Source organism: Streptomyces thermocarboxydovorans, assembly GCF_039524635.1.
Lineage (GTDB): Bacteria > Actinomycetota > Actinomycetes > Streptomycetales > Streptomycetaceae > Streptomyces > Streptomyces thermocarboxydovorans.
On sequence record NZ_BAAAGU010000009.1, the window covers coordinates 103,619 to 127,113 of the forward strand.

Genomic DNA, 23,495 nt, shown 5'->3' on the forward strand with positions numbered 1-23,495 from the left:
CCCGGTGCTTCGGGCGGCCCCTACGGTCGGGGCATGCGGATCCGAATCGTCGATGCCTTCGCCGACCGTCCCTTCGCCGGTAACCCCGCCGGGGTGCTGCTCCTTGACGCCTTTCCGGACGACGTCTGGCTGCAGAACGTCGCCCTGGAGGTGAACCACGCCGAGACCGCGTTCGCCCATCCGCTCCCCGCGGGCGGTGAGGCCGACTGGGCGCTGCGCTGGTTCACCCCCGCCACCGAGGTCGCCATGTGCGGCCATGCCACGCTCGCCACCGCCCACGTCCTGCGCTCCACCGGCGCCCATGAGGGGCCGGTGCGGTTCGCCACCCGCAGCGGGGTGCTGATCGCCACGCCCGAGGAGGACGGGTCGATCACCCTGGACTTCCCCACGGCGCCGCTGACGCCCGTCGAGATCCCCGAGGGCCTGGTGAAGGCCCTGGGCGCCGAGCCGCTGGCCGCGTACGACACCGGCCCTCAGGTCGGGGACCTGCTCGTCGAGCTGGCGGCCGAGGAGGACATCCACGCACTGCGGCCCGGCATCAGGGCGCTGTGCGAGCACTCCGAGCGCGGCATCATCGCCACGGCCCGCGCGGCGGACCCCGCCGGCGGCTACGACTACGTCTCGCGCTGCTTCTTCCCCGACGTCGGCATCGACGAGGACCCGGTCACCGGCAGCGCCCACACCGCGCTGGCCCCGTACTGGTCCGAGCGGCTGGGCCGTACCGACCTCACCGGTCTGCAGGCCTCGGCCCGCTCCGGCCGCGTCCGCACCCGGCTGCACGGCGAGCGCACCCTGCTGAGCGGCCGGGCGGTGACCGTCATCGACGGGGAACTGCTGGTCTGACCGCCCCGTTCCCGGCGGGGGCGCCCCGGTGCGCCCCGTCCCGGTCACGCCGTCGGCAGCCAGTCGGCCTTCCCCGCCAGCAGCGCGTATCCGACGAACGCCCCGATGTCGAGCAGCGTGTGCGCCACCACCAGCGGGCCCACCCGGCCCCAGCGGCGGTACAGCCAGACGAAGACCACGCCCATCACCATGTTGCCGATGAAGCCGCCGATGCCCTGGTAGAGGTGGTACGAGCCGCGCAGCACCGAGCTCGCCGCCAGCGAGGCCCCCGGCGACCAGCCCAGCTGCCCGAGCCGGCGCAGCAGATAGCCGACGACGATGACCTCCTCGACGACGGCGTTCTCCAGCGCCGAGAGGATCAGCACCGGGAACTTCCACCACACCTCCGGCAGCGCCTCCGGCACCACGGTGAGGTTGAAGCCGAGGCCGCGTGCGGCCAGGTAGAAGGCGATGCCGGTGCTGCCGATCACGGCCGCGATCACCGCGCCGCGCGCCAGGTCGGACCAGGGGCGGGTGCGGTCGAAGCCGAGGGTGCGCAGCCCCTCTCCCTCCCGCATCAGGAAGTGGGCGACGAGGGCGACCGGCACCAGGGCGGTGGCGATGCCGAACAGCTGCCAGGCCAGGTCGAGCCAGGGGCGGCCGGGCGCGGCCGAGGCGTTGAGGGTGGCCGCCTGGTCCTTCAGGCCCCCCGGTTTGGTGACCGAGCCGATGAAGCTGATCAGCGCGGACACGCCGCTCGCGCCGAGGGACAGCGCGAGCACCAGCAGCATCTCGCTGCGCAGCACCGTCCGCGACAGCCCTGCCCGGGCATGAGAATCGGCCGCCCCCGGGCCTGCCTCCGCCTGCACACCTGCCTCCACTTCACCGACCGGTCCGATCAGGTCCGATCAGTATGAAGGGCGCGGCCGTGCGTGCGCCGACGGCCGGGGACGCCGGTCAGGGCGGGGACGCCGGTCAGGGCGGGGACGCCGGTCAGGCCGTCGGGACCGGCTCCGGCAGGCCGATCGGCCAGGTGTGGACGGGATCGCCCTGCTCCATCAGGGCCCGGTACCGGCGGGTGGTGGCGGCGAGGGCGGCGTCCCGCGGCAGGCCCTGCTCCAGGGCCCTGTGGAAGGTGGCCGCCTGCCAGCTCGCTCCGTTGGTCCGGCGCCGGCACCGCTCCTCGATCACCCCGAGGTACAGGTCCCGGTCGGCCGGTTCGATGCCCCAGGCGTCCAGCCCGGCCTCGGCCAGCGGCAGCAGCTCGTCCCGGACCAGGGCGACGGCGTCGACCTCGGTGGTGCCGCCGTAGCGGCCGCGGCGGGGCCAGGTGAGGCGGGCGTCGATGCCGTGCTTGCACGCGGCGTCGAAGTTCGCGGCGGCCGCCTCGAAGGGCAGCCGGGACCACACCGGGCGGCTCTCCTCGGCGAGGGCGCGGACCACCCCGTAGTAGAAGGCCGCGTTCGCCACCACGTCGGTGACGGTGGGCCCGGCGGGCAGCACGCGGTTCTCCACCCGCAGATGGGGGACGCCGTCGGCGACGCCGTAGACCGGGCGGTTCCAGCGGTAGATGGTGCCGTTGTGCAGGACCAGCTCGGCGAGCGAGGGTGCGCGGCCCTTGTCCAGCGCCTCCAGGGGGTCCTCGTCGTCGCAGATGGGCAGCAGGGCCGGGAAGTAGCGCAGGTTCTCCTCGAAGAGGTCGAACGCCGAGGTGATCCACCGCTCCCCGAACCAGGTCCGCGGCCGCACGCCCTGCGCCTGCAGCTCGGGCGGGCGGGTGTCGGTGGACTGCTGGAACAGCGGCGGCCTGGACTCGCGCCACAGCTCACGGCCGAACAGGAACGGGGAGTTGGCGCCGACCGCGATCTGCGCGGCGGCCACCGCCTGCGCCGCGTTCCACACGTCGGGGAAGCGGGCCGGGGTGACCTGCAGATGCAGCTGCACGGAGGTGCAGGCGGCCTCGGGGGCGATGGACTTCGAGGTGCAGCGCAGGTGTTCCACGCCGTCGATGTCGAGACTGAAGTCCTCTCCGCGGGCGGCCACGATCTGATCGTTGAGCAGGGTGTAGCGGTCGACGTCGGAGAGGTTCGAGGAGACCAGGTCGTCCCGGTCCAGCGTCGGCAGAATGCCGATCATCACGATTCCGGCGTCCACCTCGCGGGCTTTCCGGTCGGCATACGCGAGTGAGGTCCGCAGTTCCTCGGCGAGCCGGTCGAATACCCGCCCCTGAAGCCGGTGCGGGGCGATGTTCACTTCCAGATTGAACATGGCGAGTTCCGTCTGGAAGTCCCGGCTCGCGATGCGTTCGAGCACCTGGGCATTCAGCATTCTCGGCATGCCGTCGGCACCCGCGAGATTCAATTCGATCTCCAGCCCCATGAGATTCTTGGGGCGGTCGAACCGCTTCTCCGCCAGGAGTCGCTCCAAGCCCGTCAGACACCTGCGGAGCTTGTCGCGGTAGCGCTGGCGATCGGACAGGTCGAACTGACCTGCCGCGACCTTCTCCCCCATCGAAGCGTCCTTCCTCATGGGCGGGCCGTCAGACGGCCGCCGGGTCCCGGTCCACAAGCAAGGATGCCCAGCGGATGCGATCGATAACGTCCCGCCCCGGGCCGCCCGCCGCTACCCTGGTCGATATGACCAGCGGCACATTCACGGGGCATGCCGCGGAACGGGTGTTACGGGCCGGTTGAGAACTCGTGAAAAACACCGACGGCAATTGGCCGTCCGCCGGGCCGGTGTTTTCCGAGGTCATGAGTGTGCACCCGGCCCGGAATCGGGATGAATGCCCGCGTTTCATCGACCTGAAGTACCCTTGCGCGCTGCCCCGGAAACAGGTAGGCGAAACACAGTCTGAACACGTGTCGTATAAACTTCCTGCACAAGGCAGAAGGTTGGCGCCCACGGTCGAGTGATCCAGCCGCGAGGCGTTGTTCGTAAGGCCTCACCCCCGCCTCGCGCTCCGACCCCCGGCCCCTGCCTTCTGTCCTTCGCGAGCTGACAGCGACGTCCGCCACGCCCCACCACGCCACGCCCTCGCGCCACTGTGCCTTCGAATGAGAGGCGACCCATCATGCCGCTGCATGTCCCCCAGGCTCCCGCGCCCGCACTGCGTTCCGTCCTGACCGCGCTCTCCTCCCCCACCGCGGTCCGCGAGGCCCGAACACCGTCCCTGCTCGCCGCGCAGGGACCGCTCACGCCCGAGCTGCCGCTGCCCGTGCATGTGCTGGACCGGATCACCGCCGAGGGCGTCTCCGCGACCCGGCTGGCCGGCTGGCGCTTCCTGATCCGCGGCAGCGAGCGCGCGGTGGCCGCCGCGGACGCGGTGCTCACCCCCGACGGCTGGACCTTCTCCCGGTTCTTCGAGGGCCCGTACATCGCCTCCACCGAGCTGGCGGTGCGCCAGGCCGAGGCCATGGCGCAGCCGTATCAGCCGCGGCTGCTGTCGGTGCCCGGCCTGTACATGCTGACGCTCTGGCTGCACGGCGACACGGCCGCGGACGGCGCCACCGGCCACCCGGCCGCCACGGATCTGCTCGTCCCGCTCGCCCCGGCGCCGCCCGGCATCGCCGCGCACCGCCCGCACCGGGTCGCCGAACTCCTGCCGGTGCTGACCCTGCGCGTGACGCCCACCCGCCTGCTCGGATCTCCCGCCTGACACGGCCGACACGGCCCGGGACGCTCTGTGCACGGCTGGGTGCGCAGAGCGTTCCGCGGGGCCGGACTAGCCCTATCCGGCCACCGAGAACCACCCGAAGTGACAGTGCACTTGGGCTGAACCGTCCGCACGGGTGACACGTCATGAACTGGTGAGGAGCGGTGCCGCGAAATGCCTGCGGAAAACCGTCCATGGGGCAACACTGGTTCCGACCGACTTATCACAACGGGGGGCGGCCATGAACAACGCTTCAAGCCGCGCAACTGACACGACAGCCAACCCACAGGTCACCACAGAGCGAGAGAACCCAGCCATGTGCCAGCACCAGCCACCGTGCCCCTCAGCAGACTCCGCCGACCGGGAATCCGCCCGTCTCGTGGCGCACCACCCGGAGCAGGGCTGGAGCCTGCTGTGCAACGGTGTCGTGCTCTTCGAGGACACCGGTGAACTCCTGCCCGACGGCAGGATCATCGCGCCGCAGCGTCCGCGGAGCACCGCCCAGGTGATGACCACCGCCTGAGCATCCCCGCCCGGGGACCACGAAGGGGGCCGGACCGCACCAGCTCACTGCGGACCGGCCCCGACGCATGTCCGGCGCCCTTCACTCACCGTGATCCGGCCGCTGGGAAGCAGTGACGGCACGGCCGCAGGCGCTGAGGAAAGCCCGGTCACCCCTTCGTCGCGCCGGCGGTGAGGCCGCCGACGAGCTGCCGCTCGGCCACGGAGTAGAAGGCCAGCGCGGGAACCATGGCCAGCACCAGATAGGCGAAGACCCGCGCGGTGTCCGCCGAGTACTGCCCCTGGAACTGCTGTACGCCGATCGGGATGGTCCACCAGGTGGACTCGGTGAACACCAGCAGCGGCAGGAAGAAGTTGTTCCAGCTGGTGACCACGGCGAGCACCGAGACGGTGCCCAGGGCCGGCCGGGCCATCGGCAGCAGGATCCGCCAGAAGAAGCCGAACGGCCCGCAGCCGTCGAGCGTGGCCGCCTCCTCCAGCTCCCCGGGGATCTGCCGGAAGAAGCCCCGCAGGATGATGATGGTCATCGGCAGCCCGAAGGCGGCCTGCGGAAGGATCACGCCCAGCGGGTTGTCCAGCAGGCCCATGGCGCGCAGCAGCAGGAACAGCGGCAGCGCGGCCACCGCGAAGGGGAACATCAACCCCATGGTGAACAGGGTGAACAGCACTTCCCGCCCCCGGAAGGCGAACCGGGCGAAGGTGAACGCGGCCAGCGCCGACACCGCGACCACCAGCAGCGCCGTGGCCACCGCGATGAAGGTGCTGTTGCCGACCAGCCGCCAGAAGTCCGCGGAGGCCAGGATGCCGGCGTAGTTGGAGCCCACCCACGGGTCTGGCAGGCCGACGGGGTTGCGGGAGAGCTGGTCGGTGGACTTGAACCCGGAGAGCACGGCGTACAGCAGCGGCACGGCCATCACCGCGCCCACCACGATCAGCACCACGTGCAGCGACAGCGTCCGCAGGAAGCGGCCGCGCGGGGGCCGGGGTTCACCGCGGGTGTCCGCGCTCTGCTTCTCCACGGGCTTCTCCGCAGGCTTCTCCACCGGCTTCTCTGCGAGGGTCACTTCACACCTCCGCGCATGGTCGTGGTGGCACCCTCCAGGTCCCGGCGCAGGACGAACCGCTGGTAGGCGAGGGCGAAGACGAGGCTGATGCCGAACATGACCACGCTGATCGCGCTGGCGTATCCGACCTGGTAGCGCTTGAAGCCGTACTGGAACATGGTCACGGCCATCGTCTCGGAGTGGTGGTCGGGGCCGCCCTGGGTGATCACCCACACCAGGTCGAAGAGCTGGATGGACCCGATCACCGACAGGAACACACTGATCCTGATCGTCGGCGCGAGCAGCGGCAGGGTGACGTTGCGGAAGCGCTGCCAGGGCCCCGCCCCGTCGATCAGCGCGGCCTCGGTCAGCTCCTTCGGCACGGCCTGGAGCCCGGCGAGGTAGAGCATCATGTGGAAGCCGAAGTACTTCCACGTCATCACCAGGAACAGGGTCGCCATCACCATGTCGGGGTCGGCGAACCACTCGCCGCCGAGGCCCTCCAGGCCGGCCTTGCCGAGCAACTGGTCGGCGAGCCCGTCGCCCGGCGCGAAGATCATGGCGAACAGCACACCGGTGATGGCCTCGGACAGCACGTACGGGGCGAAGAACAGCATCCGGTACACCGCCCGGCCGCGCATGCGCTGATTGAGCATCACGGCCAGGGCGAGCGCGAACGGCAGCTGCAGCGCCAGCGACAGCGCGACCAGCAGGAAGCACCGCCACAGGTCGCCCAGGAACACCGGGTCCTTCAGCAGCCGGGTGAAGTTCTCGCCGCCGATGTAGTCGGACGGCATGCCGAAGCCGCCCCACCGGAAGAAGGCGGCGTAGCCGGCGAACAGGATCGGCAGCAGCACCAGCGCGGCGAACAGCAGCAGCGCGGGCACCTGGAAGCCGACGGCGGTGAGCCAGTTCCGGGTGCGCAGCCGCCGGCGCCCGCGCACCGCGGAGCGGGGCGAGGGCGGCGGGTCGGTCCGGGGGCCGGTCTTCTCCACCGGCGGGAACGTGGAGGTCATCGACGGCTACTGCTCTTCCTTCGCGGCCTTCGTGATCGACTGGGCGACCTGCTCGGGGGACTTGGACCCGGCGATGAGCGCGCCCACCGAGTCGTTGACCTCCTGGCCGACGGCGGGGGCGTAGGCCTGGTCGAGGTAGAGCTGGAAGCCGGTGGCGCCCTTGAGCTGCTTCTGCACCGCCTGGAGATTGCGGTCGGTCAGGGCGTCCTCGGCCGCGGGGACCACGGGCAGGACGCCGGTCTTCTTCACGAGTTCGCGGTCCGTGGTCTCGGAGGCGAAGAACTTCAGGAAGTCCACGGCGGCCTGCGGTGCGCCGCGCCGCAGCGCGTGTCCGCCGCCTCCGCCGAACACCTCGGTGATGCTGCCCTTTCCGCCCTCGACCGCCGGGAAGGGGAAGAAGCCGAGGTCGTCGCCGAGCCCCTTGCCCGCGTCGGACTGCACCACCGGGGCCCACTGCCCCATCAGCTCCATCGCCGCCCTGCCGTTGCCGACGGTGGCGGCCTGGCCGGTGGGCGTGGAGTAGGAGGCGCCCAGGAAGCCCTTCTGGAACGGCTGCAGGGCGACGAGTTCCTTCAGATGCTCGCCGGCCTCGACAAATCCGGGGCCGGTGAAGTCCTTCTCCTCATTGGCCTTGGTGAGGGCGTCGATGCCGGCGGTGCGCATCGCCAGGTACGCCCAGTAGTACATGCCGGTCCAGGTCTCCTTGCCGGCCAGGGCGAGCGGCGTGACGCCGGCGGACTTCAGCTTGCGCACGGCGTCGAGGAAGCCGTTCCAGGTGGTGGGCGGCCCGCCGATGCCGGCCTTCTTGAAGAGCGCCTTGTTGTACCAGAAGCCGACCATGCCGATGTCGAAGGGGATGCCGTAGAGCTTGTCGTCGAGCAGGTACGGCTCCTTGGCGACGGGCAGCAGGCCCTCGGAGAAGTCCTTGGTGCGGTCGGTGAGGTCCTCGACCAGCCCGGCGTCGACCTGCTGCTTGAGGACACCGCCGCCCCAGGTGTGGAAGATGTCCGGCAGCTTCCCGGAGGAGGTGAGCGCGGTCATCTTCGCCTTGTAGGCGTCGTTCTCGAGCTGGACGATCTTTATCTTGACCTTGGGGTTCTGCGCCTCGAACTTCTTGGCCAGGGCGGCCCAGACGGTCTTGGTGGGCTCGGTGGTGGAGATGTTCCACCACTCGATCGTGGTCGTCCCCGACGACCCTCCGTCCGAGTCGCCGCCGCAGCCGCTCAGTGCGGTGATGCCCAGACCGGCCGCGGCGGAGGCCGCCAGGAAGCCGCGGCGGGACAGTGCCGGGTCGCCCATGTCATGCGCTCCTTGGTGGTAGGGGGCGGATGTCCGCGCATCCGCCCCACTGTCTGTCGAAAGTTTCGAACGAGATCCAGAAACATGCGTTGTTGCCGCACCCTAGAGACAGCCGCCAAAGGGTGGCAAGACCTTGTGCAGGGCAAATCTGCGGCCAGCGGGGCTTACACTCGCCGGACTACGGCCTCGAGTCGGCGAAACTTTCGGATCTTCGAGCGAACGTTCCGGCGGCGTCGGACAGTACGAACGGTCACGGGGCCGGTACCGGACCGTCACCGACCCGCTGCGGCCTATCGTGATCGGCATGCAGTCCTACACGATCGGCCAGGCAGCACGGCTGCTCGGCGTCAGCCCGGACACGGCCCGCCGCTGGGCCGACGCCGGGCGCCTCACCACCCACCGCGACGAGAACGGCCGCCGCCTGATCGACGGGCGCGACCTGGCCTCCTTCTCGGTCGAACTCGCCCGCTCGGCCGCCGCCGAGGAGGGCACCTCCTACACCTCGGCCCGCAACGCCTTCCCCGGCATCGTCACCGCGATCAAGCTCGGTGACGTCGCCGCCCAGGTGGAGATCCAGGCCGGCCCGCACCGGCTGGTCTCCCTGCTGACCCGGGAGGCCGTCGAGGACCTGGGCCTGGAGATCGGCATGGAGGCCACGGCCCGTGTGAAGTCGACAAACGTCTATATCGACCGCACCTGACGTCGACCGCGTCTGACGGGCCGCCTCGGTCCGGACGCGGAAAGGGCTCCGCCCCGGCCGTGCGGCCGGGGCGGAGCCCTTCACTGCGGCGTCAGGCGCCGGGCGATCGGTTCTTCGTACGCGGCGGTCGTCAGTCCTCGTACGCGTCCAGCGGCGGGCAGGAGCAGACCAGGTTGCGGTCGCCGTAGGCCTGGTCGATACGGCGCACCGGCGGCCAGTACTTGTCGGCGGCGCTCACCTCGCCCGGGAAGACGGCCTCCTCACGGCTGTAGGGGTGCTCCCACTCGCCGCCCAGCATGGACGCCGTGTGCGGGGCGTTGCGCAGCGGGTTGTCGTCCGCGGGCCACTCGCCGGAACCGACCTTCTCGATCTCGGCGCGGATGGCGATCATCGCCTCGCAGAACCGGTCGAGCTCGGTGAGGTCCTCGGACTCGGTCGGCTCGATCATCAGCGTCCCGGCCACCGGGAACGACATGGTCGGCGCGTGGAAGCCATAGTCGATCAGCCGCTTGGCCACGTCGTCCACGGTCACGCCGGTGGCCTTGGTCAGCGGGCGCAGGTCGATGATGCACTCGTGCGCGACCAGCCCGCCGGGGCCGGTGTAGAGCACCGGGTAGTGCGGCTCGAGGCGCTTGGCGATGTAGTTGGCGCTGAGCACGGCGACCTGGGTGGCGCGCTTGAGGGCCTCGCCGCCCATGAGCCGGACGTAGGCCCAGGAGATCGGCAGGATGCTCGCCGAGCCCCACGGCGCCGCGGAGATCGGCCCGACCCCGGTCTCCGGTCCGGCCGCGGGCTGGAGCGGGTGGTTGGGCAGGTACGGGGCCAGGTGCGCCCGCACGCCGACCGGGCCGACGCCGGGACCGCCGCCGCCGTGCGGGATGCAGAAGGTCTTGTGCAGGTTCAGGTGCGAGACGTCGCCGCCGAAGTGGCCGGGCTTGGCCAGGCCGACCAGGGCGTTGAGGTTGGCGCCGTCGACGTAGACCTGCCCGCCGGCCTCGTGCACCCGGGCGCAGATGTCGGCGACGTGCTCCTCGAACACACCGTGCGTCGACGGGTAGGTGATCATCAGCACCGCCAGCTCGTCGCGGTACTGCTCGATCTTGGCGCGCAGATCCTCGAGGTCGACCTCGCCGTTGTCGGCGGTCTTGACGACGACGACCTTCATGCCGGCCATCACGGCGCTGGCGGCGTTGGTGCCGTGCGCGGAGGACGGGATGAGGCAGATATTGCGCTGCTCGTCGCCGTTGGCCCGGTGGTAGCCGCGGACGGCGAGCAGACCGGCCAGTTCGCCCTGGGACCCGGCGTTGGGCTGGAGCGACACCTTGTCGTAGCCGGTGACCTCGGCGAGCCGCTCCTCCAGCTCGCGGATGAGGGTGCGGTAGCCCTCGGCCTGCTCGGCGGGCGCGAAGGGGTGCAGCGCGCCGAACTCGGGCCAGGTGACCGCTTCCATCTCGGTGGTCGCGTTGAGCTTCATGGTGCAGGAGCCCAGCGGGATCATGCCGCGGTCCAGCGCGTAGTCGCGGTCCGCGAGGCGGCGCAGGTAGCGCAGCATCGCGGTCTCGGAGCGGTGCTGGTGGAAGACCGGGTGGGTCAGGTACTCGTCGGTGCGCAGCAGGGCGTCCGGCAGCGCGTCCCCGACGCTCGCGTCCAGGGCCTCGATGTCGCCCTCGGTGCCGAAGGCACGCCACACGGCGGCGAGCTGCGCCCGGCCGGTGGTCTCGTCGCAGGCGATGGAGACGTGGTCGCCGTCGACCTGGCGCAGGTTGACGCCGTTGTCCCGGGCGGCGGCGACGATCTCGGAGGCCCGGCCCGGGACCCGCACGGTCAGGGTGTCGAAGTAGGAGCCGTGCACGATCTCGGCACCGGCGGCGCGCAGGCCCTCGGCGAGGATGGTGGCGTAGCGGTGGGTGCGCCGCGCGATGGTCCGCAGGCCCTCCGGCCCGTGGTAGACGGCGTACATCCCGGCCATCACGGCGAGCAGCACCTGGGCGGTGCAGATGTTGCTGGTGGCCTTCTCGCGGCGGATGTGCTGCTCGCGGGTCTGCAGCGCCAGCCGGTAGGCCTTGTGTCCGTCCGCGTCCACGGAGACGCCGACGAGCCGCCCGGGCAGGCTGCGCGCCATCTTCTCCTGGACGGCCATGTAGCCGGCGTGCGGCCCGCCGAAGCCCATGGGCACGCCGAAGCGCTGGGTGGTGCCGACGGCGATGTCGGCGCCCAGTTCGCCGGGCGACTTCAGCAGGGTGAGCGCCAGCAGGTCGGCGGCGACGGTGACGAGCGCGCCGAGCTCGTGCGCCTGGTCGATCACCGGCTTGATGTCGCGCACGGCGCCGGAGGCGCCCGGGTACTGGATGAGGACCCCGTTGATCTCGCGCTCGGCGATCTCGGCGGGGATGCCCTCGCTGAGGTCGGCGACGACGACCTCCACGCCGGTCGGTTCGGCGCGGGTCTGGATCACGGCGATGGTCTGCGGCAGCGCGTCCGCGTCGACCAGGAACAGGCCCTTCTTGTTCTTGCCCATGCGCCGGGACAGCGCCATCGCCTCGGCGGCGGCGGTGCCCTCGTCGAGCAGGGAGGCCCCGGAGGTCGGCAGGCCGGTGAGGTCGGCGACCATGGTCTGGAAGTTCAGCAGCGCCTCGAGCCGGCCCTGCGAGATCTCCGGCTGGTAGGGCGTGTAGGCCGTGTACCAGGCGGGGTTCTCCATCACGTTCCGCAGGATCACGGGCGGGGTGAAGGTCCCGTAGTAGCCGAGCCCGATCATGGAGTCGAGCACCTGGTTGCGGTCGGCCAGCGAGCGCAGCTCGGCCAGCACCTCGGCCTCGGTGCGGGCGCCCGGCAGGTCCAGCGCGTCGGCGTTCTTGATCACATCCGGCACCGCGGCGGCGGTCAGCTCGTCGAGCGAGCCGTAGCCGACCTGGGCCAGCATCTTGGCCCGGGCCCCGTGGTCGGGGCCGATGTGGCGCTGCTCGAAGGGCGTTCCCTGTTCGAGCTCGGAGAGCGGAGTGCGGTGGGCGGTCATTGCGGAGGCCTCCTGGTCTGACGACCTTCGAGGGGCACCACGGCGCGGGTGCCCGGACGGCCTCCCCCTCTGTCATCTCGACCTGAGAGCTTCACCGGATCGCCGTAAGGGACCCGGCTTTCACCGTCGGTGAGAGCGGAAGCCGTGACACCCGCCCTGCTTTCCAGAGTGACCTCGTCCGTGCGGTACGTGGGCCTGAGAGATTCCGGGGAGGATTTGCTCCTTCGGCGCCTCCAGTGGGGCCTGGAGGACTCTCCCGCACGGGGTCAGCAGCCGTCTGCCAGCGTACCAGCGAAGGCAAGGCCGGGCCCTGACCGGAAACCTTCGAGTGGCCGCCGCATCGTTTGTGCCGTTTTGTAGTACTTACAGACTTACGGATGAGTTTTGCGACCAGTGGAGGGCCCGTGGACACCGACATCGATCCGCGCAACCTGATCGGCCGCAAGGCGTTCGACCGCAACGGAAACCGCATCGGCACGGTCGACGAGGTGTACCTCGACGACGCCACCGGCGTACCCGAGTGGGCGGCGATACGCACCGGCCTGTTCAGCAGGGACGCGTTCGTTCCCCTGGAACCGAGCGAGCTGATCGACGGCGCCCTCCACGTGCCCTACGACCGCGCCCTGATCAAGGACGCCCCCGACTTCGGCGTGGGCCGCCACCTCTCCCCGGAGCAAGAGCTCCAGCTCTACCACCACTACGGCCTGGACGTGGCCGCCCCGCCCCCGCTCCGGGACCGCGACTTCGGCAAACTGGCCGGCAAGGACAAGCAGACCTGAAGCGCGCGGTGCACGGGACCGACGGTCTCCGCGGATAACTCCGCCGTCGTCCCTGCGGGCGCCGCCCCGCCATCCCTCCCCGTGCCGGCGGATGCCGCCCCGCCGCCCGCCTCCGTGCCCGCGGGTGCCGCCCCGCCGTCAGCCCTCGCGCCGGCGTGCTCCGCACGGCCTTCGGGCCTTGCGCCCGGGGCCGCGCTGCCGTCCATCCCCGTGCCCGCAGGTGCCGCCCCACGGTCCGTGCCCGTGACCGCGGGCGCCGAACCGCCGCCTCCGGCGGGCTCTGCTCCCGCGCCCTTCGGGCGTCGCGGACCCGCCGCCGAGGAGGCCGGGGAGGGTCTTCGGGTCACCAGCGGCAACGGGTCCGCCGGCTCGAGGGCCGGGTCGTCGACCCGGAAGGTCCGGACCCGTCCCGGGGGCGAGTCCGGGGTTTCGAAGCGCACGGTCACCCGGCCGAGGCCGCTGCCCTGCACCCAGCCGTGCCCGTACTCGGCGTGCCGCACGTCGTGGCCTGCGGGCCAGCGGCGCTCGGCCGGTGCTGGTGCCTCCTCGGTCGGCTCGGTCACCGGTTCCTCGGCGCCCGGCGACTCCTCCTCGCGCTCCCCCGCCGCCTGGGCGAAGAGGTCCTCCTGGGTGAAGTCGGCCAGTCCGCTCACCCCGACGCCCAGCAGCCGCACCCCGCCCGTGGTCTCCACGGAGTCCAGCAGCCGCGCCGCCGCCTCCCGCACCACGGCCGGGTCGTCCGTGGGGCCGCGCAGTGTCTCGGACCGGGTGAGCGTGGAGAAGTCGTACCGGCGCACCTTCAGCACGATGGTCCGCCCGGACAGCCCGGCCGCGCGCAGCCGGCGCACGCACCGGTCGGCGAGCCGGCGCACCTCCATCGCCACCCGCACCCGGTCGTGGATGTCCACGTCATAGGTGTCCTCGACGGACACCGACTTGGTCTCCCGCTCGGCCACCACCGGCCGCTCGTCCCGCGCCAGCGCCATCGCGTAGAGCGCCTGCCCGTGCGCCTTGCCGAGCAGCCGCACCAGCTCGTCCTCGCCGGCCTCGGCCAGCTCGCCGACCGTGTGGATGCCGGCCCTGCGCAGATGGTCACCGGTGGCCGGTCCGACCCCCGGCAGCGTGCGCACGGACAGCGGCGCCAGCAGCTCCCGCTCGGTGCCCGGCTCGATCACGGCCAGCCCGTCCGGCTTGGCGTGCTCGGAGGCGATCTTCGCCAGCATCTTGGAGGCCGCGAGCCCCACCGAGCCGGTCAGCCCGGTGACCTCCCGGATGTCCGCGCGCAGCTTGGCGCCGGCCAGCCGCGCCGAACGCTCGTCCCAGGCCGTCCCGCCGGCCTCCAGATCCACGAACGCCTCGTCCAGGCTCAGCGGCTCCACCAGCGGCGACAGGGCTCGCAGCAGCTCCATGACCTGCTCGCTGATCGACCGGTAGAACGCGAACCGCGGCACCAGATACGCGGCGTGCGGGGCGAGCCGACGCGCCTGCGCCATGGGCATCGCGGAATGCACCCCGAAGACCCGGGCCTCGTAGGAGCAGGTGGCGACCACCCCGCGCGGTCCCAGCCCGCCCACGATCACGGCCTTCCCGCGCAGGCTCGGCTTGGACGCCTGCTCCACCGACGCGAAGAAGGCATCCATGTCGAGATGCAGGATCGTAGGCGCGGACCTCACATCTCCGATGCTGCCCTACGCCACTGACAAGCGCTTCAGACCGCGCGGTTGCGACGGCGGGCCAGCTCGTCGGCCGGGTTGTGCCCGATCAGCGTCTCGCCGGTGTCGATGCGCTCCCCGTGCAGCTGGGACAGGGCGCTCTCGACGTCCCGCCACACCACGCCCACGGCGATCCCGAAGATGCCCTGACCGCCCTGGAGCAGGGCGTGCACCTCGTCCGGCGAGGTGCACTCGTAGACCGTGGCGCCGTCGCTCATCAGCGTCATCCGCTCCAGGTCACGGAAGCCGCGCTCACGCAGATGCTGCACGGCGGTGCGGATGTTCTGCAGCGAGACCCCGGTGTCGAGGAACCGCTTGACGATCTTCAGGACGACGACGTCCCGGAAGCTGTAGAGCCGCTGGGTCCCCGAACCGCAGGCGGGCCGCACGCTCGGTTCGACCAGGCCCGTGCGGGCCCAGTAGTCGAGCTGCCGGTAGGTGATGCCGGCCGCGGCGCAGGCCGTGGGCCCTCGATAGCCGATCTGCTCGGACGCCATGGACGCAGCCCCTCCGCTGTCCGGCACCGGTGTCGGCCGCTGCGGAGCGCGGGCGGCGGTACCGCTCTGGGCCGGGTAGCCCATGCTCGAACGCAGCCGGGAGCCGGGAGGAGGGTACGGCCCGCCCGCCCCGAGGCTGCGCCCGGGGGCACCTCCCGCCGTACCGTCGCCGCTGCTTCTCACGCCGACCTCCGTCCTTGACCTGCCTCCTCGACGGTAGGCAGTCACCAAGGGTGCGTCAACGATCGCCACACTCGGCACGCCGAGTGATAATCACCCTAAGAGTGGTTTCCCGTGCCCGTCCGCCGGGAAAGGCTAGCCGAATGGCCTCTGGCGGGGCGGTCGGTCACTGGCTGCTGGTCCCGAAGTCCTCCGGCGAGATCTGGTCGAGGAACTCGCGGAACTTCTCGACCTCGTCCTCCTGTTCGTCGGGGATGGCGATGCCGGCGTCGTCGAGCACCGTGTCACTGCCGTAGATCGGCGTCCCGGTGCGCAGCGCCAGCGCTATGGCGTCGGACGGGCGGGCGCTCACCTCCACCCCGCTCGCGAAGACCAGCTCCGCATAGAAGACGCCCTCACGCAGATCCGTGATGCGCACTTCCGTGAGCTCCTGGCCCACGGCCTCGAGCACGTCCTTGAACAGGTCGTGGGTCAGCGGCCGCGCGGGAGCCATGCCCTGCTGGGCGAAGGCGATGGCCGTCGCCTCCCCCGGTCCGATCCAGATGGGGAGGTAGCGGTCCCCTCCCACTTCACGCAACAGCACGATCGGTTGGTTGGAGGGCATTTCGACCCGGACACCTACGACATCGAGCTCGTTCACACAGCAACCCTAGGCCGTGCCCGGGACGTTTGGGTAGTCGGACCGGGATCGGGTGGCGAATCCGGCGCCACAGGACCTCGCGATCAGGGCAGACGGACGCCGAGCGCCGTCCGCACCAGCGCCGCGTGCAGCTTCACCGTCAGCCCGGCCAGCTCCTTGGTGCGGGCCTCGGCATGGGCCCTGGTCTGCGGGTTGCGGTGGCGTCTGAGCGGGGCGACGACCTGCTCCACCAGGCCGGCCTCCCGGTCCGCGGCGGCCTTCATGGCCCTGAGGTGCCGCGGCCCGATGCCGTGCCGTCCCAGCTCGCCGACCAGCTCGGCGATGGTGACCGCCTCGGCGTCGTAGACGCCGTCCTCCAGCTGGGTGAGCAGCCCGTACGACTCCCACTCCGCGAGCGTCCGCTCGTCGATGCCGGCGGCCGCGAGCAGCTGCTCCCGGCCGATACGGGCCGCGGTGGGCCAGTCGGCCACGGGCTCGCCGGCGGTGTGCGCGTCCCGCTGGCGGCCCACCGCGGGCAGCTGGACCGCCTCGCCGCGCTCCATCGCCGCCAGATGCTCACGGATCACCTTCAGCGGCAGATACAGATCCCGCTGCATCCTGAGCACCAGGCCGAGGCGCTCGACGTCGGCGGCGCTGAACTTGCGGTACCCCGACGGGGTCCGCTGCGGCTCGATGAGCCCCTCCGACTCCAGGAAGCGGATCTTGGAGATGGTGACCTCGGGGAACTCCTCGCGCAGCACGTTCAGCACCGTACCGATGCTCATCAGTCCGGTCTCCGGTGCGGCGGTACCGTGCCCGGCACCGCCGCTCGGTGTGTGAGGCATGAACCTTCCCTCGGTCCCCGGTCGGCGTCCGGGGAGGGTCAGTAGCCCCGCTGGCTCGTGTAGAAGACCAGCCGGTACTTGCCGATCTGCACCTCGTCGCCGTTGGACAGGGCGACCTGGTCGATCCGCTCGCGGTTGACATAGGTGCCGTTCAGGCTGCCCACGTCCGCGACGGTGAAGGAACCGTCCGGGCCCCGGCGGAACTCCACGTGCCGCCGGGAGACGGTCACGTCGTCCAGGAAGATGTCGCTCTGCGGATGACGGCCCGCCGTGGTCAGGTCGCCGTCCAGCAGGAAGCGGCTGCCCGCGTTCGGCCCGCGGCGCACGACCAGCAGCGCCGACCCCTGGGGCAGTGCGTCCACGGCCGCCTGCGCCTCCGGGGACAGCGCCGGCACCGGCGTCTGCCCGGTGGCCTCGGCGTCGTAGGCCTCGATACCGGAGATGGAGATGGTGGACGTCGTCTCGGACGACCGCTCCGGGGTGACGCCGGGCCTCAGGGGGGCGCCGCAGTTGGAGCAGAAGCGGCTGTTCTCCGCATTGCGGTTACCGCACCTCGTACACACCAGGGCCGACATGGACGGATCCTCCTGCCGCGGCTGCCCACCAGGGGCTTGGGACGCGTACGGGTCCGAAAAGTCTCCACCCGTACCTGAGGTTGACGGTTGTCCAAAACCTATGCCGCCCTGCTGGGCAGGGTCAACCGACGGCGCGCCCTGGCCGCCGACCTCGTCCCGGAACAGCGGACGCTGCCCTTCCGCCTCGGGCTGTGCGCGGTGCTGAGAGGTGGCGTCGCCGCTGCCCTCTCGCGCGCTCTTGCCGAACAACTTCGCAAACAACTTCACGGGCGATTCCCCTTGACCGAAACAGACCCGCCCGTGGGGCAGGACGAACCCTGACTGAACACTCTGGCCGACCCGGACATCCTGACAACGTCCGTATCCACCAGACAGTTTCCACCACGCACCAGCCAATCGGTGCGCCGACCCCCCGCAACCTCATGCCCGCGCCGGACGCCCCCCGCATACCCCCCGTTCACTGGGAGGACGACCGAGCGTAGTCAGGCCGCTTCGCCGCTCGCAAGGCATCGACGACGATCTTGGCCGACCGTTCCACGGCTACGGTGGCCTGTTCCTTCTCGAGAGTCTGCACCACGCCTCCGGGAATGTTGAGAGCCGGCTCCAGGTCCTGCGGCTTGCCGATGACCTTGAAACGATAGGGGGCGTTGATCTTGTTCCCGTCGACGCTCACTCCGTTGCCCGAATCCGCGAGATAGGTCCCGGCGACGACCCGCACGCCGTTCACCTGGATCGCCTCGGCCCCGGCAGCGCGCAGCTCCTGGATGGCGTCGAGCAGCATGTCCGCCTCGACCGTCCCCTTCGTGTCCTCGATGGTCATCGTGATCCCCGGGCCCTGAGCGGCCACGGTGCCCGCCAGCACGCCGAGTTGCCGTTCCTTCTCGATCGTCTGCTTGCGGGCCTCCTCGGCCTGGTCGGAGCTGTTCTCCAGCTCGTCACGCTGCTTCTCGAGCCCTTGCTTCTCGTCCTCTAGACGCTGAGTGCGGTCGTCGAGTTCATCGAGAATGCGCACGAGATCCTCCTGGCGGGCCCCGCGCAGGGCGCTGTCGGTCTCACTGTTGGAGGCCACCTGGACGGCCAGGCCGAAGCCGAGGCCGAACAGCAGCAGCGCCACGATGAGTTGGGCCCGGGTGACGCGGGGCGGCCACAGCCCGTTGATCAGCCGCTGCCGCCCGGTGAGCTCCGGCGCGGCATCGGAGCCGGACCCCCGCCGGTCGTCCGCCTGCCCGCCGGGCCGCGCCGCGCCCGCCCCGGCCTCGGTGTCCCTGCCGGCCTTCGCCTCGCCCGGCACCTCGTCCGGCAACTCCTTGCGCAGGCCGCCCGCCCGTGCTGCCGGGGGTGCGGCCTTCGGCTGCTCGCCGTCCGCCCTCTCGCGTGCCCCCTGCTCGCGTGCGCTGCCGGGCTCGCGCCCGCCGTCGTGCTCGCGCTCGCGCTCGTCGTCCTGCTCGCTCATCGGCCTCACGCCCGGAACACGTGCCGGCGGATCGCCGCGGCGTTGGAGAAGATGCGGATGCCGAGGACCACCACGACACCGGTGGACAGCTGCGCCCCTACGCCCAGCTTGTCGCCGAGGAACACGATCAGCGCGGCGACGACCACGTTGGACAGGAACGACACCACGAAGACCTTGTCGTCGAATATCCCGTCGAGCATGGCCCGGAACCCGCCGAAGACGGCGTCCAGCGCCGCCACCACGGCGATCGGGAGATACGGCTCGACGGCGGCAGGAACCTCGGGCCGGACCAACAGGCCGGCCACGACTCCCACGACGAGGCCCAGTACGGCGATCACGATGTGCCCTTCTCGGTTTCGGATATCGGCTGTGCGGTGCGCACGATGACGCTCGGTGCGGCGGGCAGCCGGAGGTCGTCCTCCACGGAGAGGCCGGTCCGGATGCCGTAGTTCTCCTGCAGGGCGTGCAGATAGAGCCCGTCCGCGCTGTTCTGGAACCGGTAGCTGAGATTCCGGCCGTCCCCCACCGCCAGCACCGTGTACGGCGGCACCAGCGGCCTGTTGTCGACCAGTATCGCGTCGCCCGCCGCCCTGATCGCCGACAGGGCGGTGAGCCGCTGTCCGTTGATCGAGACGGCTTCCGCGCCGGACTCCCACAGTCCATTGACCACGCGCTGCATGTCACGGTCGCGGACCCGGCCCGTGTCGGAGAACCCGGAGGCCGAACGGGGGTCGCCCTCGCCGCCCGCGCCCGACCCCTTGGCGTCGTCGACCACGAGCTTCACTCCGGGCCCGTGCACCGGTGTGGCGCCGGAGAGGATGCCGACGAGTTCGGACCGGTCACTGCTGCCGCCGTGCCCGATCGCCTCGCGCTGCCGGGCGCTGACCTCCGCCCGCAGATTGTCGACGCTCTTCTCCAGCCGGTCGGCGGCCTCGGTCTCCCGGTCGATCCGGTCGATCAGCTCCTCGCGCTCCTTGGCGACGACCGGTGCGGCCACTCGCGCCTGCGCCGCTCCCACGGTCACGACCAGGGCGGCGAGCACCAGCCCCGCGGCGAGCCCCAGCTTGGCCCTGAGCGTCTTCGGCAGGCCCCTCTCCCCCTCGGCCTTCTTCCGGGCGGCGGCCTCGGCGTAGCCGTCGTCGAGACTGTGGTCCATGACGTTGGTGAGCAACGACATCGACGCATCCGGGCGCGGCGGCCGCTGGGGGGTGCTCCGAACAGGGGGTTGCTGCGGCATGCCGCACATCGTCGCACGCCGCACCCACTGCCTTCGAACGACCCTGCCCGTGTGCCGGGCGGCACCCCCCGGGGCACCGCCCGGCACACGGGCTCGGTCGGTTTTCGGGTCCGCCGTTACCGGCCCGCGCTGTCCACCACGGCCGACCACTCGTCGAGCAGCGCCTGCGCGGAGGCGTCGTCGGGCCCCTCGGCCCACAGGTGCGTGACCGCCTCGGCCGGGTCGGGCAGCACCATCACCCAGCGGCCGTCGGCCTCCACCACCCGCACGCCGTCGGTGGTGTCCACATGGCGGTCTCCGGCCGCCTCGACGACCCGGCGCATCACCAGGCCCTTGACCGCCCACGGGGTCGCCAGGTCCCGCTTGATCACATGCGCCCGCGGGATGCGCGCGTCGATCTGGCTGAGGGTCAGCTGCGTGCGCGCGACCAGCCCGATCAGCCGGACGAAGGCCGCGGTGCCGTCGTAGACGCTGCTGAACTCGGGGACGATGAAGCCGCCCCTGCCGTCACCGCCGAAGATGGTGCCGTCCTCGCGGCCGACGCGGGTGAGGTCGTCCGGCGAGGTCGTCGTCCACTCGACCTGGGTGCCGTGATACGCGGCCACCTGCTCGGCGATCCGGGTGGTGGTCACGGGGAGCGCCACCCGGCCGCTGCGCCGCTCGGCGGCGATCAGGTCGAGCATCACCAGCAGGGCCCGGTCGTCCTCGATGATCCGGCCCTTCTCGTCGACCAGGGACAGCCGCTCGCCGACCGGGTCGAAACGCACGCCGAACGCGGCGCCCGAGGAGGCCACGATCTCCCCGAGCCGGACCAGTCCCGAGCGCCGCTGGTCGGCCGTCTCGGTCGGCCGGGACTCGTCCAGTCCGGGGTTGATGGTCAGCGAGTCCACCCCGAGCTTGCCGAGCAGGCTCGGCAGCACCAGGCCGGCGCTTCCGTTGGACGCGTCCACGACGACCTTGAGCCCGGACTCGGCGATCCCGGTGATGTCGACATTGCGCAGCAGCGAGCCGGTGTACGAGTCGAAGACGCTGGACGGGAAGTGCAAGTCGCCGATCTCGCCGGGGAACGCACGCCGGTACTCCTGGCGTGCGAACACGCGGTCCAGCTTGCGCTGGCTGGCCTGGGAGAGGTCGGCGCCGTTCCCGTCGAAGAACATGATGTCGACGGAGTCCGGCACACCGGGGGTGGTCCGGATCATGATGCCGCCGGCGCTGCCCCGCGCGGTCTGCTGCCGGGCCACGGGCAGCGGCACGTTCTCCAGGTCGCGCACATCGATGGCGCTGGCCTGCAGCGCGGAGATGACCGCCCGCTTGAGCGCGCGGGCACCGCGGGAGTGGTCGCGGGCCGTGGTGACCGTCGAGCCCTTCTTGAGGGTCGTCGCATAGGCTCCGGCCAGCCGCACGGCCAGCTCGGGGGTGATCTCGACGTTCAGGATGCCGGAGACGCCGCGAGCGCCGAAGAGATGCGCCTGCCCTCTGGACTCCCAGATCACCGAGGTGTTGACGAAGGCACCGGCCTCGATGGTCTTGAACGGGTAGACCCGCACATTGCCCTGGACGATCGATTCTTCACCGATCAGGCACTCGTCACCGATGACGGCGCCGTCCTCGATCCGGGCCGCCCGCATGACGTCGGTGTTCTTGCCGAGCACGCAGCCGCGGAGGTTGCTGTGCGGGCCCACATAGACGTTGTCGTGCACGACGGCCTTGTGGAGGAAGGCGCCGCTCTTGACGACGACGTTGGAGCCGATGACCGTGTGCTCGCGGATCTCCGCGCCGGCCTCGACCTTGGCGTAGTCGCCGATGTACAGCGGTCCGCGCAGTACGGCGTCGGGGTGCACCTCGGCGCCCTCGGCCACCCAGACGCCGGGGGAGATCTCGAAGCCGTCGATGTCGACGTCGACCTTGCCCTCGAGGACGTCGGCCTGCGCCTTCACATAGCTCTCGTGGGTGCCGACGTCCTCCCAGTAGCCCTCGGCGACATAGCCGTAGATCGGCTTGCCTTCCTTCATCAGCTGCGGGAAGACATCACCCGACCAGTCGACGGGCACGTCGGGCTCGACATAGTCGAAGACCTCGGGCTCCATGACATAGATGCCGGTGTTCACGGTGTCGGAGAACACCTGGCCCCAGGTGGGCTTCTCCAGGAAGCGCTCGACCTTTCCCTCCTCGTCCACGATGGTGATGCCGAACTCCAGGGGATTCGGCACACGGGTCAGGCAGACCGTGACCATCGCGCCCTTTTCCTTGTGGAAGTTGATGAGCTCGGTCAGGTCGAAGTCGGTCAGCGCGTCGCCAGAGATGACGAGAAAGGCATCGTCCTTCAAAGCCTCCTCGGCGTTCTTGACGCTTCCTGCGGTGCCGAGTGGCTTCTCTTCATTGGCATAGGTGAGCTCCATACCGAGCTCTTCGCCGTCACCGAAGTAGTTCTTGACGAGCGACGCCAAGAATTGGACAGTCACAACGGTTTCGTTGAGCCCATGCTTTTTGAGCAGCCGCAGAACATGCTCCATGATCGGCCTATTGACCACCGGCAGGAGCGGCTTGGGCATGCTTGAGGTCATGGGGCGCAGGCGCGTGCCTTCGCCCCCGGCCATCACAACGGCCTTCATGTCGGAAGCGTCCTCCTCGAAGAGACGACGGTCTGGCCGACTCACCCACCAGGATTGTCCCGCACAGTTTTCAAGCGGGCGACCGCACCGACATGCGCGTGCCAATCAGCGGGTTCAATCGGCCATGGCGTCCGCCCGGACCAGTCGGCGGACTTGCACCACGTAGAGGACTCCTGCCCACCAATACAGGGTTGTACCCCATCCGGCGAACGCCCATCCGAAAATAGCAGCGAGTGACGCGATCCAGCCACTTCCGTCACTGAGCAGGAGCAGCGGGAAGGCATACATCAAGTTGAAGGTGGCGGCCTTGCCGAGGAAGTTCACCTGCGGCGGCGGATAGCCGTGACGCCGGAGGATACCCACCATCACCAGCAGAACCAGCTCTCGCGCCAGCAGCACACAGGTCAGCCACAGCGGCAGAATCTCGCGCCAGGTGAGACCGACCAAGGTCGAAAGTATGTAGAGCCGGTCGGCCGCGGGATCGAGCAGCCGGCCCAGGCTGCTGATCTGGTTCCATCGCCGGGCGAGCTTGCCGTCCAGATAGTCGGTGACACCGCTGAGGGCCAGGACCAGCAGGGCCCAGCCGTCGCTCTTCGGACCGCCGAACTCGGGCCACAGGATCAGCCACAGGAACAGGGGCACGCCGACGAGCCTCGCCATGCTGAGGATGTTCGGGATGGTGAGGACACGGTCCGTCTGGACGCGAGTCTCCTGGACCTCCACCCGGGGGCCTCCTGTGGGGAAACGAGCCAACGATGCTCCCTGACCTTACATCAACGCAGAAAAGCTCCGGCTCTCGGGCTGTACGCCCAAGAGCCGGAGCTGCAAAAGGAGTTCGGCGGCGTCCTACTCTCCCACAGGGTCCCCCCTGCAGTACCATCGGCGCTGTAAGGCTTAGCTTCCGGGTTCGGAA

At 70.5% G+C, this 23,495-nt stretch carries 20 protein-coding genes, 1 rRNA gene, 1 pseudogene and 1 riboswitch; of the genes and pseudogenes, 5 read left to right on the plus strand and 17 right to left on the minus strand.

From position 1 onward, the window contains the following. The first annotated feature begins 33 nt into the window (after positions 1 to 33). Complete coding sequence (locus ABD198_RS06385; protein WP_343998399.1) at positions 34 to 843, plus strand: PhzF family phenazine biosynthesis protein; 810 nt, start codon at positions 34 to 36, stop codon at positions 841 to 843. Between the two features lie 44 nt (positions 844 to 887). Here ABD198_RS06385 and ABD198_RS06390 read toward each other — a convergent pair whose 3' ends face one another. Beyond that, on the minus strand, positions 888 to 1,691 hold the full coding sequence (locus ABD198_RS06390) for a CPBP family intramembrane glutamic endopeptidase (RefSeq protein WP_343998400.1): 804 nt from the start codon (positions 1,689 to 1,691) through the stop codon (positions 888 to 890). Positions 1,692 to 1,815: 124 nt separating this feature from the next. Then, positions 1,816 to 3,333, minus strand: coding sequence for a glutamate-cysteine ligase family protein (locus ABD198_RS06395; RefSeq protein ID WP_343998401.1), 1,518 nt, complete (start codon positions 3,331 to 3,333; stop codon positions 1,816 to 1,818). Between the two features lie 562 nt (positions 3,334 to 3,895). On the opposite strand from ABD198_RS06395, the gene ABD198_RS06400 reads away from it, so the two are divergent. Together ABD198_RS06400 and ABD198_RS06405 are read left to right on the plus strand one after the other, a co-directional pair. Then, a complete protein-coding gene (locus ABD198_RS06400; protein ID WP_343998402.1) occupies positions 3,896 to 4,480 on the plus strand; it encodes a hypothetical protein in 585 nt (194 codons plus the stop codon). Positions 4,481 to 4,793: 313 nt separating this feature from the next. Further along, the gene (locus tag ABD198_RS06405; RefSeq protein ID WP_167996991.1) at positions 4,794 to 5,000 is read left to right on the plus strand and encodes a DUF5999 family protein; all 207 of its coding nucleotides are present in this window, start codon (positions 4,794 to 4,796) and stop codon (positions 4,998 to 5,000) included. 148 nt (positions 5,001 to 5,148) lie between these two features. Here the strand turns inward: ABD198_RS06405 and ABD198_RS06410 are convergent, their stop codons facing one another. From ABD198_RS06410 to ABD198_RS06420, 3 genes are all read right to left on the minus strand, one after another. Further along, positions 5,149 to 5,913, minus strand: a complete 765-nt coding sequence (locus ABD198_RS06410; RefSeq protein WP_343998418.1) for a carbohydrate ABC transporter permease — start codon at positions 5,911 to 5,913, stop codon at positions 5,149 to 5,151. Between the two features lie 146 nt (positions 5,914 to 6,059). Continuing rightward, the gene (locus tag ABD198_RS06415; protein ID WP_343998403.1) at positions 6,060 to 7,058 is read right to left on the minus strand and encodes a carbohydrate ABC transporter permease; all 999 of its coding nucleotides are present in this window, start codon (positions 7,056 to 7,058) and stop codon (positions 6,060 to 6,062) included. Positions 7,059 to 7,064: 6 nt separating this feature from the next. Beyond that, positions 7,065 to 8,357, minus strand: coding sequence for an extracellular solute-binding protein (locus tag ABD198_RS06420; protein WP_343998405.1), 1,293 nt, complete (start codon positions 8,355 to 8,357; stop codon positions 7,065 to 7,067). 304 nt (positions 8,358 to 8,661) lie between these two features. On the opposite strand from ABD198_RS06420, the gene ABD198_RS06425 reads away from it, so the two are divergent. Beyond that, positions 8,662 to 9,057 carry a TOBE domain-containing protein gene (locus tag ABD198_RS06425; RefSeq protein WP_343998406.1) on the plus strand — a complete coding sequence of 132 codons (396 nt, stop codon included), beginning with the start codon at positions 8,662 to 8,664 and terminating at the stop codon, positions 9,055 to 9,057. Between the two features lie 130 nt (positions 9,058 to 9,187). Here the strand turns inward: ABD198_RS06425 and gcvP are convergent, their stop codons facing one another. Next, a complete protein-coding gene (gene gcvP, locus ABD198_RS06430; protein ID WP_343998407.1) occupies positions 9,188 to 12,073 on the minus strand; it encodes an aminomethyl-transferring glycine dehydrogenase in 2,886 nt (961 codons plus the stop codon). 173 nt (positions 12,074 to 12,246) lie between these two features. Beyond that, positions 12,247 to 12,342: riboswitch (glycine riboswitch) on the minus strand. A 135-nt stretch (positions 12,343 to 12,477) separates the two neighbouring features. Here gcvP and ABD198_RS06435 point away from each other — a divergent pair. Beyond that, positions 12,478 to 12,852, plus strand: a complete 375-nt coding sequence (locus ABD198_RS06435) for a PRC-barrel domain-containing protein (protein ID WP_343998408.1) — start codon at positions 12,478 to 12,480, stop codon at positions 12,850 to 12,852. 340 nt (positions 12,853 to 13,192) lie between these two features. Here the strand turns inward: ABD198_RS06435 and ABD198_RS06440 are convergent. The 11 genes and pseudogenes from ABD198_RS06440 to rrf all read right to left on the minus strand — a co-directional run. Further along, a pseudogene (locus tag ABD198_RS06440) lies at positions 13,193 to 14,525 on the minus strand (DNA polymerase IV); the annotation flags it as partial. Between the two features lie 35 nt (positions 14,526 to 14,560). Continuing rightward, positions 14,561 to 15,244, minus strand: coding sequence for a MerR family transcriptional regulator (locus ABD198_RS06445; RefSeq protein WP_343998409.1), 684 nt, complete (start codon positions 15,242 to 15,244; stop codon positions 14,561 to 14,563). A gap of 163 nt (positions 15,245 to 15,407) precedes the next feature. Further along, positions 15,408 to 15,881 carry a bifunctional nuclease family protein gene (locus ABD198_RS06450; protein WP_026253112.1) on the minus strand — a complete coding sequence of 158 codons (474 nt, stop codon included), beginning with the start codon at positions 15,879 to 15,881 and terminating at the stop codon, positions 15,408 to 15,410. 83 nt (positions 15,882 to 15,964) lie between these two features. Then, a complete protein-coding gene (ftsR, locus tag ABD198_RS06455) occupies positions 15,965 to 16,705 on the minus strand; it encodes a transcriptional regulator FtsR (RefSeq protein WP_343998410.1) in 741 nt (246 codons plus the stop codon). A 38-nt stretch (positions 16,706 to 16,743) separates the two neighbouring features. After that, the gene (locus tag ABD198_RS06460; RefSeq protein ID WP_343998411.1) at positions 16,744 to 17,676 is read right to left on the minus strand and encodes an FHA domain-containing protein; all 933 of its coding nucleotides are present in this window, start codon (positions 17,674 to 17,676) and stop codon (positions 16,744 to 16,746) included. A gap of 61 nt (positions 17,677 to 17,737) precedes the next feature. Continuing rightward, complete coding sequence (locus ABD198_RS06465; protein WP_343998412.1) at positions 17,738 to 18,733, minus strand: DUF881 domain-containing protein; 996 nt, start codon at positions 18,731 to 18,733, stop codon at positions 17,738 to 17,740. Between the two features lie 5 nt (positions 18,734 to 18,738). Further along, a complete protein-coding gene (locus ABD198_RS06470) occupies positions 18,739 to 19,071 on the minus strand; it encodes a small basic family protein (RefSeq protein WP_167996981.1) in 333 nt (110 codons plus the stop codon). Next, complete coding sequence (locus ABD198_RS06475; RefSeq protein WP_343998419.1) at positions 19,068 to 19,979, minus strand: DUF881 domain-containing protein; 912 nt, start codon at positions 19,977 to 19,979, stop codon at positions 19,068 to 19,070. The genes ABD198_RS06470 and ABD198_RS06475 overlap by 4 nt, the downstream gene beginning before the upstream one ends. Positions 19,980 to 20,086: 107 nt before the next feature. Continuing rightward, positions 20,087 to 22,582 carry a sugar phosphate nucleotidyltransferase gene (locus tag ABD198_RS06480; RefSeq protein ID WP_343998413.1) on the minus strand — a complete coding sequence of 832 codons (2,496 nt, stop codon included), beginning with the start codon at positions 22,580 to 22,582 and terminating at the stop codon, positions 20,087 to 20,089. A gap of 114 nt (positions 22,583 to 22,696) precedes the next feature. Then, a complete protein-coding gene (gene clsA / locus ABD198_RS06485) occupies positions 22,697 to 23,305 on the minus strand; it encodes a cardiolipin synthase ClsA (protein WP_343998414.1) in 609 nt (202 codons plus the stop codon). Positions 23,306 to 23,415: 110 nt separating this feature from the next. After that, positions 23,416 to 23,495: ribosomal RNA gene (gene rrf / locus ABD198_RS06490) — 5S ribosomal RNA — on the minus strand; the annotation flags it as partial.

Bases quoted from the DNA above. Each gene is read 5' to 3' on its own strand.
- ABD198_RS06385 (WP_343998399.1), top strand. From the start codon at position 34: ATGCGGATCCGAATCGTCGATGCCTTCGCCGACCGTCCCTTCGCCGGT.
- ABD198_RS06395 (WP_343998401.1), bottom strand. From the start codon at position 3,333: ATGGGGGAGAAGGTCGCGGCAGGTCAGTTCGACCTGTCCGATCGCCAG.
- ABD198_RS06400 (WP_343998402.1), top strand. From the start codon at position 3,896: ATGCCGCTGCATGTCCCCCAGGCTCCCGCGCCCGCACTGCGTTCCGTC.
- ABD198_RS06405 (WP_167996991.1), top strand. From the start codon at position 4,794: ATGTGCCAGCACCAGCCACCGTGCCCCTCAGCAGACTCCGCCGACCGG.
- ABD198_RS06410 (WP_343998418.1), bottom strand. From the start codon at position 5,913: ATGGCCGTGCCGCTGCTGTACGCCGTGCTCTCCGGGTTCAAGTCCACC.
- ABD198_RS06415 (WP_343998403.1), bottom strand. From the start codon at position 7,058: ATGACCTCCACGTTCCCGCCGGTGGAGAAGACCGGCCCCCGGACCGAC.
- ABD198_RS06420 (WP_343998405.1), bottom strand. From the start codon at position 8,357: ATGGGCGACCCGGCACTGTCCCGCCGCGGCTTCCTGGCGGCCTCCGCC.
- ABD198_RS06425 (WP_343998406.1), top strand. From the start codon at position 8,662: ATGCAGTCCTACACGATCGGCCAGGCAGCACGGCTGCTCGGCGTCAGC.
- gcvP (WP_343998407.1), bottom strand. From the start codon at position 12,073: ATGACCGCCCACCGCACTCCGCTCTCCGAGCTCGAACAGGGAACGCCC.
- ftsR (WP_343998410.1), bottom strand. From the start codon at position 16,705: ATGCCTCACACACCGAGCGGCGGTGCCGGGCACGGTACCGCCGCACCG.
- ABD198_RS06465 (WP_343998412.1), bottom strand. From the start codon at position 18,733: ATGAGCGAGCAGGACGACGAGCGCGAGCGCGAGCACGACGGCGGGCGC.
- ABD198_RS06475 (WP_343998419.1), bottom strand. From the start codon at position 19,979: ATGTGCGGCATGCCGCAGCAACCCCCTGTTCGGAGCACCCCCCAGCGG.
- ABD198_RS06480 (WP_343998413.1), bottom strand. From the start codon at position 22,582: ATGAAGGCCGTTGTGATGGCCGGGGGCGAAGGCACGCGCCTGCGCCCC.